12 protein-coding genes are annotated in these 12246 nt (G+C 50.3%); 3 read left to right on the top strand and 9 right to left on the bottom strand.

Features of this window, described 5'->3' with window-relative positions; translation table 11 throughout:
* Positions 1-65 precede the first annotated feature (65 nt).
* The 6 genes from atpH to dapF all read right to left on the bottom strand — a co-directional run bounded on the left by atpH (position 66) and on the right by dapF (position 3769).
* A complete protein-coding gene (gene atpH / locus ACEVG1_RS15015) occupies positions 66-614 on the bottom strand; it encodes an ATP synthase F1 subunit delta (protein WP_374744570.1) in 549 nt (182 codons plus the stop codon).
* Positions 615-641: 27 nt separating this feature from the next.
* On the bottom strand, positions 642-1142 hold the full coding sequence (locus ACEVG1_RS15010; RefSeq protein ID WP_374744569.1) for a F0F1 ATP synthase subunit B: 501 nt from the start codon (positions 1140-1142) through the stop codon (positions 642-644).
* 97 nt (positions 1143-1239) lie between these two features.
* On the bottom strand, positions 1240-1449 hold the full coding sequence (atpE, locus tag ACEVG1_RS15005) for an ATP synthase F0 subunit C (RefSeq protein WP_325636436.1): 210 nt from the start codon (positions 1447-1449) through the stop codon (positions 1240-1242).
* A 41-nt stretch (positions 1450-1490) separates the two neighbouring features.
* The gene (atpB, locus tag ACEVG1_RS15000) at positions 1491-2573 is read right to left on the bottom strand and encodes a F0F1 ATP synthase subunit A (RefSeq protein ID WP_374744568.1); all 1083 of its coding nucleotides are present in this window, start codon (positions 2571-2573) and stop codon (positions 1491-1493) included.
* A 14-nt stretch (positions 2574-2587) separates the two neighbouring features.
* Entirely contained in the window at positions 2588-2977 is a 390-nt protein-coding gene (locus tag ACEVG1_RS14995; protein ID WP_374744567.1) for a hypothetical protein, read from the bottom strand.
* A gap of 3 nt (positions 2978-2980) precedes the next feature.
* Positions 2981-3769: a diaminopimelate epimerase gene (dapF, locus tag ACEVG1_RS14990; RefSeq protein WP_374744566.1), complete on the bottom strand. Its 789-nt coding sequence runs from the start codon at positions 3767-3769 to the stop codon at positions 2981-2983.
* 202 nt (positions 3770-3971) lie between these two features.
* On the opposite strand from dapF, the gene ACEVG1_RS14985 reads away from it, so the two are divergent.
* On the top strand, positions 3972-5531 hold the full coding sequence (locus tag ACEVG1_RS14985; protein WP_374744565.1) for a Do family serine endopeptidase: 1560 nt from the start codon (positions 3972-3974) through the stop codon (positions 5529-5531).
* 86 nt (positions 5532-5617) lie between these two features.
* Here the strand turns inward: ACEVG1_RS14985 and ACEVG1_RS14980 are convergent, their stop codons facing one another.
* Positions 5618-6028, bottom strand: a complete 411-nt coding sequence (locus ACEVG1_RS14980) for a BrxA/BrxB family bacilliredoxin (RefSeq protein ID WP_374744564.1) — start codon at positions 6026-6028, stop codon at positions 5618-5620.
* Positions 6029-6206: 178 nt separating this feature from the next.
* On the opposite strand from ACEVG1_RS14980, the gene ahcY reads away from it, so the two are divergent.
* Complete coding sequence (gene ahcY, locus ACEVG1_RS14975) at positions 6207-7523, top strand: adenosylhomocysteinase (RefSeq protein WP_374744563.1); 1317 nt, start codon at positions 6207-6209, stop codon at positions 7521-7523.
* A gap of 92 nt (positions 7524-7615) precedes the next feature.
* Here ahcY and ACEVG1_RS14970 read toward each other — a convergent pair whose 3' ends face one another.
* Together ACEVG1_RS14970 and ACEVG1_RS14965 are read right to left on the bottom strand one after the other, a co-directional pair.
* Positions 7616-8146, bottom strand: coding sequence for an AAA family ATPase (locus ACEVG1_RS14970; RefSeq protein WP_374744562.1), 531 nt, complete (start codon positions 8144-8146; stop codon positions 7616-7618).
* Between the two features lie 473 nt (positions 8147-8619).
* The gene (locus tag ACEVG1_RS14965; protein ID WP_374744561.1) at positions 8620-9120 is read right to left on the bottom strand and encodes a hypothetical protein; all 501 of its coding nucleotides are present in this window, start codon (positions 9118-9120) and stop codon (positions 8620-8622) included.
* Between the two features lie 211 nt (positions 9121-9331).
* On the opposite strand from ACEVG1_RS14965, the gene carB reads away from it, so the two are divergent.
* Positions 9332-12148 (top strand): carbamoyl-phosphate synthase large subunit, encoded by a 2817-nt coding sequence (carB, locus tag ACEVG1_RS14960; RefSeq protein WP_374744560.1) that lies wholly within the window; start codon positions 9332-9334, stop codon positions 12146-12148.
* Positions 12149-12246: the final 98 nt, after the last annotated feature.

Here is a 12246-nt window from a genome sequence, read left to right as displayed (position 1 = left end):
TTTCTGCTGTTTGCTTTTTTGCTCTTTGCGGTATGTCTGTTGTCTAGCGTCTGCCGCCTAACTTCTCAACTAACCACCTGTGTTTCGAAATGGCGTTTTAATTTATTCAGCTTGCCATTGATGCTAGCGTCGATCTGTTTGTCGCCCACGTTTACCACAAACCCGCCAATCAACGTGGGGTCTACCGTATTACGCAGCACAACCTCCGCATTGATTTCGCTGGCGATTACCTTCCGTAGCCCATCCAGGTTTGCTGCTGACAACTTGGTTGCCGACACCACTGTGGCGTAAACGATACCTTTTACTTCGTTGTATTCGCGGATAAACTCGCGCGCTGTCGCATAAAGGATACCCGCACGCCCCTTCCGGACCATGATATGGAAAAAAGCCACGATGGAAGGGTGGATTTTGCCACCGAACAACGCATCGAGGATGTTACGCTTTTTATCCTGTTTCATGATGGGGTTCTTCAGCACAGCTTGCAGTTCGCCATTGGCACGCAGTGTAGCCACGAACTGCTCCATATCCTGTTTTACCACCTCCAGGTTTCCTTGCTCCTGCGCCAGGTCGATGAGTGACTTGGCATACCGCGACGCAACTTTAAACTCCGACATATCGTTTTACTGTTTGCCTCGGATTAGTTAACTTAACTTCACGTCCTTCAACAGTTCAGCCACCAATGCTTCCTGCCGTTGTTCGCTTTCAAATTCTTTTTGGAGCACCTTGCGGGCAATGTCTAACGAGAGTGACGACACTTGGCTCTTCACCTCGGCCAATGCCTGCTTCTTCTGGTCATCGATCTCTTTCCGTGCCTGCTCGATTAGCTTGGCTCCTTCTGCTTGGGCAAGCACCTTCGCATCCGCCACCAGCTGGTCCTTCAATTCCTTGGCCTCTTTCAGGATCACATCCCGCTCGGCCCGGGCAGCTTTGAGCAATTGCTCATTTTCGTTAGTAAGGCGGGCCATCTCTTCTTTCGCTTTCTCTGCGGATGCCAACGCACTTTCTATCGATTGCTCACGCTCACCGATGGCCTCCATGATAGGCTTCCATGCAAATTTCCTCAACAGGAGCAGGAGCAGGATGAAAGCAACCAAGGTCCAAAAAACCAATCCGTAACTCGGATTACCAATATCAAAACTCATATACGATACTAAATTTTATGCTGTGTTTAAATAAGGGTCGGGCGTTAGACCAATCGTCGGCTACCCGACCCTCGATTCAGTTACACTTTGCTGCGGATTAATTTAATCCCATCAAAGAAACCACGACTGCAAACAGGGCCACACCTTCGATAAGGGCCGCTGCGATAATCATCGCGGTCTGAATTTTAGAAGCAGCCTCAGGCTGGCGTGCAATACCTTCCATGGCTTTGCCACCTACCTGTCCGATACCGAGTCCGGCACCGATCACTGCTAATCCGGCACCAATTGCCGCAATTGAACCTACCATAACAAATTGAATTTAATGTATATATAATAGTGTAAAATGCATTAGTGATGATCCTCAATGGCCATCCCGATAAATAAAGCCGTCAACAACGTGAATATAAAGGCCTGCAAGGCCGCTACCAACAGCTCCAGCACGTTCATAAACAATACGAACGCTACCGAAACCGGCGCAATAGCTATCGACTGGAATACAAAAATCAATGAAATCAGACTCAAGATGATGATGTGCCCCGCCGTGATATTGGCAAATAAACGAATCATCAATGCGAAAGGCTTCGAGATAACACCCACCAGTTCCACCGGAATCATAATCGGATACAACCACCATGGAACGTCCGGTGTAAGGATATGTTTCCAGTAATGTTTATTCCCGTTAATATTCACGACAACGAGCACGATGAACGCCAACACAAACGTCACTGCGATATTGCCCGTAACATTGGCCGCGCCCGGGAAAATCGGTATCAGCCCCAAGAGATTGTTAAACCAGATGAAAAAGAATATGGTCAGCAAAAGCGGCATAAAGCGCGCATACTTATGACCGATATTCGGACGGGCAATGTCATCCCGAACAAATAGGATAATGGGCTCAAGAAACGATTGCAGCCCTTTCGGCGCCTTACCCGCACGCTTTTTGTAAGCACGTGCCACAGAAGAAAAAATCAGCACCAGCAAGATGACCGAGAGAAAGATGGCGGCCACGTTCTTGGTAATGGAAAAATCCCACACATTCTTCGATGCCGCTTCATCCACGGTCCCGTTTGTGCCCACCACTTGTATCTTCTTCTTGTCCACCAACCGGTAGGTATAGTATTTCCCTTGGTAGTCGTGCTCACCGTGATGAAACTGGGAAGACAGGAAAAACTCAAACCCTTTATCGGTATAAAGTATCACAGGTAACGGCAGGGAAGTATGCCCCCAAAGGTGCCAGTCATGCGAATCGCCAATGTGCTCCATGATCACCTCGGTGGGCTTGAATGCTTCCTCGCCATGGGTTTCATGGCCTACCGAAGCAGCGGCTGTGGTGGTGGAATCGGCAGTTTGTGCAACGGAAAAGGTTGTTAGAACGGCGAAAATAGCGATGAAGCTGATTTTTTTTGAGTCGAAAAAGTGCCTAAAATCCATCTATTCCCAATTTTTTACGTCTGATTTTGGTCGCGCAAGTTACGTAACAAACAGGTAACTTCAAAGGCTGTAAACAAGAAATATAGCGAAAAAAAATTCAATGCCGTAAGCATCTTATTATCAGGGTATTTTATAATTAACACGGCCACCACCGCCAAACAAAGTAGCAGCTTGACAAAAAGCCCTCCAATTAGGCTCAAAATAGACAATTCGCCCCCCTTTCGAATACCCAGGTCACTCAGCAGGTACGCCAACAGCGTGGTGGCGAACACCACCCCGAAAAGTAACCAGAAGTGGGGGCTTAAAACGGGAACGCCATCGAATAACAAAGGCAATATTGCGGCGATACCAGCTACGACCAGTGAGAATCCATGGAAATAGAAGAGGAAGCGCAACAAGGTCATGTGCTACACCGTTATTTCACCTTTAAATACAAACTTAGCGGGGCCCTCTAGAAACACATCCGTGCAGTGGTTTCCATTTTTTTTGAATCGGATGGTAAGATTACCGCCGGCTACCCGGATAGGGACCACCAATGAACCGCTTTTCCCCTCGTGCACTGCCATCGCTATCGCCACTGCCGTAGCCCCAGTGCCGCAGGCCAGCGTCTCATCCTCAACACCACGTTCATACGTACGTACGTAGTAACCGGGGCCTTCGGGCTCCACGAAGTTCACATTGATACCGGCAGCACCATAACGCCCATTGAAGCGGATACGCTTGCCCTCGGCGACCACGGGGAAAGACGCCAATCCATCCACCAACGCCACGTAATGCGGCGAGCCCGTATCGAGCACATAAGCCGCACCATCGCGTTCAATGACATCGACATCGATCATCTGCAAACTTACGCGCCTCTCCTCGTCATCAATTTCGGCATGATGGGGCCCATCCACTGCCAAAAAGTCGGTCGTTTTGCCAATTATTCCCAAATCCCTCGCGAATGCCACGATACAACGCCCGCCGTTCCCGCACATACTCCCCTCTCGGCCGTCGGCATTGAAATATACCATCTCAAAATCATATCCGTCTACTGGCTGCAGCAACATCAACCCGTCCGCACCGATGCCAAACCTGCGGTCGCATAGCCGATGTACCAAATCGACATTATCCTTGTCAAACAGCAGATTACGGTTATCTATGAGGATAAAGTCATTGCCTGCTCCTTGGTACTTGTAAAACGCATATGTTGCCATGTATTCCCGTTATCGGGTCAAAGGTAGGTATATCCGTTCAATAAATCATCACGGACTATCGGGTTCACATAACCGGCTGCTTTAACATTATTTAACAGAAAAGTGGGTCTTTCCATTTGCTTTCGCATGCCAATTGGTATTACCTTTGACTATCTTTTGCAGAAGCAAGATTTTTCGACTTATAACGATAGGAATAATTATCATGAAAAAATTAGGATTAACATTATTGACCGCACTGGTTGGAGGCTTGATTGCTGTGGGCGGTTATAAGCTGTTTGAAAGCAAACAGGAAAGCAGGATGTCATTTGAAGAACGGCAAGAGCTGCACTACGCAAGCAACCCGGTGCCGAATGTCGTATCATCGACCGGCAACCCGGACTTTACCCAAGCCGCGGCCATGGTGGCACCTGCCGTGGTTCACATCACTACCACCTATCCCGGGCGTTCGAGGGGCGGCAATGCGGCGCCGATGGACTTATTTGAAGAGTTTTTCGGAATGCCACGGCAACGGCAGCAATCGCAACCCCCGGCCCAAGCTACCGGCTCGGGTGTGATCATATCGCAAGATGGTTACATCGTTACCAACAACCACGTTGTAGAAGATGCCAATAAAATAGAAGTCCAATTGACCGACAAACGTGTGGTGGAAGCCAAAATCATTGGCCGTGACCCCAATACCGATTTAGCACTGATCAAAATTAACGAGAAAGGTCTTCCCTTTGTTAGATTCGGTGATTCAGACAAAGTCCGCATTGGCGAATGGGTATTGGCCGTTGGTTACCCATTGGGGCTGGAATCCACGGTGACGGCAGGGATTGTCAGTGCAACCGGCCGTTCTACCGGAATCATTGCCCGTGAGTTGCAGCAGCGGGAGTATCAGCAGCGTGGCGGATACCCCCAAACAGACGACCAACCTATGCTCAACACCGCCGTGGAATCGTTTATACAGACAGATGCTGTAATCAATAAAGGCAACAGCGGCGGGCCGCTGGTCAACTCAGCGGGTGAGTTGATTGGCATCAACTCCAATATCATGACCCCCACAGGCACCTATGCGGGCTATGGCTTTGCAGTACCTGTTAACCTGGTCAAGAAAATATCGGACGATTTCATCCAGTTCGGCCGGGTGAAACGTGGTTTGATCGGCATTGCCTTCAGGGAACTTAGCCCAGCGCTTGCCAAAGAACTGGGGATCAGCGAGGTAAATGGACTCCACGTGTCGGACGTTGTAGCGAAGGGTGCCGCTGAGGAAGCGGGCATCAAGGCAGGCGACATCATCACCAAACTTGATGGACGCGCCATCACTTCATCCTCAGATCTGCAGGAACGCATCTATCGATTGCGGCCGGGCGATAAGGTAAAACTCACCTATAAGCGCGACGGCAAAGAGCGCGATGTAACGGTGACCCTGAAAGAGGACACAAGCTCAACAGAACGTGAAGCCGAATCGGAAAGTGCCGCCAAACGTAGTGCAACCGAAATCTACAACCAGTTGGGTGCCGGCTTTGTACCAACCCCTGATGCCAAGAAAAAGGAATTAGGCGTTTCGTCTGGCGTAACGGTTACGCAAGTACATCCAGGTGGCTGGTTTGACTACCAGAATATCAGGCGCGGGCAGGTAGTTACCCATGTGAATGACGTTGCCGTCAACTCGCCCGATGATGTAGAGAGTGCGCTCGGTAAAACCCAGCGTGGAATGATCAAGGTAACCATCGTTCCCCAGCGCGGCGCAATAAGCACGATCAGTGGGCCTATCGAATAGCGAACGCCCGCTTCTTATATAAACAGTAAAGGCGCCTCATGAGGCGCCTTTACTGTTAGGATACTTTTAAAAAATAGCGATTGCCCTTAGCAATACTCGTCAAAGGCAGCCACCAAGTTATCGGCAATCATCTGGGCAGGCCGCCCTTCGATCTGGTGGCGCTCAATCATGTGCACCAGCTTACCGTCTTTAAACAGGGCCATGGCAGGCGACGACGGCGGGTAGGGCAACATGTGGGCACGCGCCTTATCTACCGCATCTTTTTCCATCCCGGCAAATACGGTAACCACCTTGTCCGGGTGTTTCTCGTTCTTGATAGCCGCTACCGCAGCGGGGCGCGCATTGGCAGCCGCACAACCACACACGGAGTTAACCACTACAAATACGGTCCCTTCGTTTTTTATGGCCGTGTCTACCTCTTCCGGGGTCTTTAACTCTTCAAAACCTACGTCGGTCAATTCCTTGCGCATCGGCGCAACCAAGTATTCTGGATACATTGCTTAGTCCTTTCTGTTAGTTTCCAATTAAATATATGCCTGCAAAGATACCATGCCGACGGGCGTAAAACAAATCGGCAATTTCAATTCATTGTCAATTTTTAACTGCGAGCTACCAAGTAAGTTTGAATATAACCCCCAAAACCAATACTTTTGCAGTTCACAAAAACAACGCATTATGTCATCGATAGACACCGCATACGTACCTTTTAAGGTAAAAGACACCAACCTCGCCGCGTGGGGCCGCAAAGAAATTGAATTGGCCGAGGCCGAAATGCCCGGTTTGATGGCGCTCCGTGAAGAATTTGGTGCTTCCAAGCCACTGGCTGGGGCCCGTATCGCGGGCTGCCTGCACATGACCATCCAAACGGCAGTACTCATCGAGACGCTCATCGAGTTGGGTGCAGAAGTAAGCTGGTCGTCGTGCAACATTTTCTCCACGCAAGACCATGCCGCTGCCGCCATTGCGGCCGCCGGCATTCCGGTATATGCCTGGAAGGGCATGACCGAAGACGAATTCAACTGGTGCATCGAGCAAACGCTGTTCTTCGGCGAAGATCGCCAGCCGCTCAATATGATTTTGGATGATGGCGGTGACCTCACCAATATGGTCTTCGATAAATATCCCGAATTGATCAAAGGTATCAAAGGGCTTTCTGAAGAAACCACCACCGGCGTGCACCGACTGTACGAACGGATGAAGAACGGCACCCTGCACCTGCCCGCCATCAACGTAAACGATTCGGTTACCAAATCCAAATTCGACAATAAATATGGTTGCCGCGAGTCGCTGGTGGATGCCATCCGCCGTGCCACGGACCTGATGCTGGCCGGCAAGGTTGCCGTGGTAGCCGGGTATGGCGATGTAGGGAAAGGATCGGCGGAATCGCTGAGCAGTGCCGGTGTGCGCGTCATCGTTACCGAAATCGATCCGATATGTGCCCTGCAGGCCGCGATGGAGGGCTACGAAGTGAAGAAGTTCGCCAATGCCGTCAAGGAAGCCGACATCATCGTAACAACAACGGGTAATCGCGACATCGTCCGCGGCGAGCACTTTAAAACGATGAAAGATAAAGCCGTGGTATGCAACATCGGCCATTTCGACAACGAGATCGACGTGGCTTGGCTGAACAACAACTACGGGAACACCAAAGTTGAAATAAAGCCGCAGGTTGATAAATATACGGTTGATGGCAAAGACATCATCCTGCTGGCCGAAGGCCGCCTCGTTAACCTGGGCTGCGCTACGGGGCACCCATCCTTCGTGATGAGCAACTCGTTTACCAACCAAACGCTGGCCCAGATCGAGTTGTGGACCAATACCGCGAATTACGAGAATAAGGTGTATACCCTTCCGAAACACCTCGACGAGAAGGTAGCCCGACTACACTTGGCTAAGATCGGTGTGGAGTTGGAAGAGTTGGAACCGCACCAAGCGGAATACATTGGCGTACCGGTGGAAGGGCCCTATAAACCTGAGCATTACCGGTATTAACCATCCGCTTTTCTGCCAATTTGCTTTTTTGCAGGTTGCTGATTACTGTCTTTACACGAATACGGAGCCGCCCATACGGGCGGCTTTTATTTTTATAGAGATTTTCGGACGGCTTCCCATGCATTGTTAAACCGATCCTCACCTAGTCCTGAAATCACCTGGTAGTTGGCGTCAATTGCTTGCAATTCGCTGTGCCAAACCCCCATGAAATGTTCGCGCAAGCCTGGGAAATCCCGTAGTGGGTCGTCCACCCAGGGCAAGTCGATGTCCATCAGTAAATATAGATCATAGTGGCTCGCCCGGAGCGCATCCAATACTTCGTCCGGCGTATGCCCGAAGAGGTGGTCGCACCAGATTTTAATGGTCAGGAACATGGTGTCACAGACCAACACGTCATTCTGCGCAAGTGGCACCAAACTACGCTCCAATGCCAGCTGTCCGTAGAACATGTTCATTTCATCCTGCAAGGTGTACTCCCGGTTCAGGTGGCGGCAATATTCACGTGCATACTCCGGTACGCATACCGTATCCAGTTGCCGAGCCAGTTGCTCCGCAATGGTCGATTTGCCGGTCGACTCGGGACCGACGATGGCTATTTTGAGGGGTTGCCGGCTAATTTTCATCCCTCTAAATTTCTCTTCAATGGCGATGAAGCTGTCGTGATTTTGGTCATTCCTGGGTTTTCCGGCCTTTGTGTTCTATAATGACTTCATGCATGAACTGATTGTTCTACCTTATTCAAAGGTAACAGTTTTTCCCATAAGCCCATACACCGTAACCACTGTAAGACGGTGTGCATGCTTCCCTAAAAATATATGCTAAAAAACAGCCTGCTCTTCGACCTATGTTGCGTAACATAACTTCATAACAATACTGTCTTGAACAGAAACCATATCATTTCTAATGGAAAGTATGCTCCGGCGCACCAAAACAACGTCCTTCCGGGGCGTACATAAACACCGGCGGAGTGGGGCCGTCCGTTGCCTATTGTGCCTATGGTAGGCTAAAAAGGCTCAGTATCACAACGGAAAGGCATAAAAAATTGCCATTGGCGTCTTCAACCAATGGCAATCCGTTGCAGTAAAACCGCTTGTTCTTAAAATACGTAACGGGCGGTTACGCCGCCATTCATATATACGGTATTGAAATAGGTCTTCACCGCGTGTACCGTAGGTCTAACATCGGCAGAAAACGCGAACGGTGCATTTTTCAATTTGTAGTCAACACCGCCGGTAGGGAAGATACCCACGGAAATACCCTGCCAATCATCAAAACTGCTGGAAGTGTGCGCAATGACAGCACCCCCACCCACATACCATTTGAAACCTTCAATATTGCCAATTGGAAAATGGTGCTGGTAAGCGCCGGATACGGACACGTTGGTAATGCCATCGGTTAGACCGTACGTGATGCTCGGCCGGATACCCAAATTGAACTCCAGCGCTGCCGGATCTGAGATAAACGTCTTGAAAGAAGCACCAATTAAGTCATAATAACCACCACCGAGACGGATACCGATAGAGTTTTTGTAATCTTGTGCAGATGCCGTGAAAGCAAATGCCGCAAATAGGGTCAATAACGTCAATTTAATTTTCATGGTTTTAATTTTATGTTGTAAATAAAATAAACGCCCAAAAGTAAGATATTCCCGTGTTAGCAAAAAATAATTTATGTAGAACGGCGAAAAAATACCTAAAAACAGGTAGGCAGAAACGACGGGCCGAACAATAAATGACGGTTATTGAAATTATCCATCGTTTATTCCATTAAAAAACATACCTTTGCACTCCGACAAAACGCTCGGAAAAATGCCCAGAAACACTTCCATCAATTCGGTTTTAATTATCGGTTCAGGCCCCATCGTTATCGGCCAGGCCTGCGAATTTGACTATTCGGGATCACAGGCTGCCCTCTCGCTTAAGGAGGAAGGGATTACCGTATCCATCATCAACTCCAATCCGGCCACCATCATGACCGATAAGGTCATTGCCGACCATGTGTACTTGCTGCCGCTCACGTGCGAAAGCATCGAACAAATCCTACGTGAGCAGCAGATTGATGCCGTACTCCCTACCATGGGTGGGCAAACGGCACTTAACCTATGCATAGAGGCTTCCGAACGCGGGCTTTGGGAAAAATATGACGTACAGGTAATCGGCGTGGACGTCGCGGCCATCGAGAAAACCGAGAACCGGGAAGAGTTTCGTAAACTGATGGTGGAAATCGGCGTGGGCGTGGCTACATCCAAGATTGCCAACTCCTTTCTCGAAGGTAAGGAAGCTGCCCAGCAAATCGGATTCCCGTTGGTTATCCGGCCCTCGTACACCCTGGGCGGTACCGGCGGCGGATTTGTGCATAAAAAGGAAGAGTTCGAGGCGGCACTCAGTCGCGGGTTGCAGGCCTCTCCCACGCATGAAGTGCTGGTGGAACAAGCCGTATTGGGCTGGAAAGAGTTTGAACTGGAATTGCTGCGCGATGGTGCCGACAATGTGATCATCATCTGTACCATCGAGAACTTCGACCCGATGGGTGTGCATACCGGCGATTCGATTACCGTAGCGCCCGGCATGACGTTGAGCGACCGTTGTTACCAGGAGATGCGCAACCAGGCCATCAAGATGATGCGGGCCATCGGTAACTTCGCCGGCGGCTGCAACGTACAATTTTCGGTGAACCCCGAAAACGAGGATATCATCGCCATCGAAATCAACCCGCGCGTGTCGCGCTCTTCTGCGCTGGCTTCTAAAGCAACGGGTTACCCCATTGCCAAAATCGCTTCTAAGCTGGCCATCGGGTATCACCTGGATGAAATAGAAAACCAGATCACTAAAACCACGTCGGCCTATTTCGAGCCCACGCTGGATTATGTCATCGTAAAGGTGCCCCGTTGGAATTTCGCCAAGTTCAAAGGTGCAAATCGCGAACTCGGCCTACAGATGAAATCGGTGGGCGAAGTGATGGCCATCGGCCGTACCTTTATCGAAGCCTTGCAGAAAGCCTGCCAGAGCCTCGAAACGGGCCGCCACGGCCTCGGTGCGGATGGCAAACAGCTGCGCAACCTCGAGGAGATCATGTATAGCCTGGAACACCCCAGCAGCGACCGCCTTTTCCATATCAAAGATGCCTTCGAACTGGGCGTTCCGCTGGAGTCCATCCGGAAAGCAACCCATATCGACAAGTGGTTCCTGATCCAAATACAAGAGTTGGTCGCCCTCGAAACCGAACTGCGCCGTTACCAGCTCAACAATATCCCCAAGGATTTCTTCATCACCTTGAAGCAAAAAGGTTACTCGGATGAGCAAATCGCTTGGTTGCTCACTAATGTGTCTGAAGACGATGTCTACAACAGACGGAAGGAACTGGGCATCCGTAGGGTATACAAAATGGTGGATACCTGTGCCGCGGAGTTTCCGGCACAAACCCCTTACTACTACTCTACCTTCGAAGAGGAAAACGAATCCGTGGTATCCGACAGGAAGAAAATCATTGTACTTGGGTCCGGTCCCAACCGTATCGGACAGGGTATCGAGTTCGACTACTCCTGCGTGCATGGCCTACTCGCCGCCAAAGAAGCCGGATACGAGTCGATCATGGTCAATTGCAACCCCGAGACGGTGTCGACGGACTTCAACATGGCCGACAAACTTTACTTCGAACCGGTTTACTGGGAGCACGTACGGGAGATCATCGAACTGGAAAAACCCGAAGGCGTTATCGTACAGCTGGGCGGGCAAACGGCCCTGAAGATGGCCGAACAGCTCGAATCCAATGGTATAAAGATCATCGGCACATCCTTCCACGACATGGACTTGGCCGAAGATCGCGGGCGCTTCTCCGACCTGCTCAAATCACTGGACATCCCGTACCCTAAATACGGTGTGGCAGAAAGCGCAGAAGAAGCGCTCCAGGTAGCCAAGCACGTGGGCTATCCGGTATTGGTCCGCCCAAGTTACGTACTCGGCGGCGAGCGGATGAGCATCGTCATCAACGATGAAGAGCTGGAAACGGCGGTTGTGAAATTGCTGCGCAACCTCCCTGGCAACCGCGTGCTGATCGATCATTTCCTCGACAGGGCGGAAGAGGCAGAGTCCGATTCGATCTGTGACGGGGAAGACGTACACATCATCGGGATGATGGAGCATATCGAACCGGCAGGTATCCACTCCGGCGATTCCAGTGCGGTGCTGCCAACATTCAGCTTGTCCGAAAATGTGCAGCGAAAGATGGAGGAATATACCATCAAGCTCGCCAAGGCATTGAATGTACGTGGGCTGCTCAACATCCAGTTTGCGATTAAAGATGAAAAGGTATATGTCATCGAAGCCAATCCGCGGGCATCGCGTACCGTTCCGTTCATCGCCAAGGCGTATGATGTGCCCTACGTGAACATTGCCACCAAGGTGATGCTGGGTGCCAACAAACTCAAGGACTTTACCATCGAGCGCAAACTCAAAGGCTACGCTATCAAGGAACCGATTTTCTCGTTCGACAAGTTCCCTGATGTTGATAAGCAACTGGGGCCTGAAATGAAATCTACCGGTGAAGCCATCCGTTTCATCAAGGACTTGGACGACCCCTTTTTCCGGGAAATGTATGCCAAGAAGTCGATGTACCTAAGCAAGTAGCGGTACGTCGTAAAACAAACATATGCGGCCCCAATCCCTGTCACGGTGTTGGGGCCGTTTTTTGTCCACGTTTACCATTTTTTTACTCCAAAGCCAGC

Origin of the sequence: Parapedobacter sp. 2B3, from assembly GCF_041925275.1 — a bacterium.
Classification (GTDB): Bacteria; Bacteroidota; Bacteroidia; order Sphingobacteriales; family Sphingobacteriaceae; genus Parapedobacter; species Parapedobacter pyrenivorans_A.
Note: the sequence above shows the minus strand (reverse complement) of the source record. Positions and strands in the feature narration are given on the sequence as shown.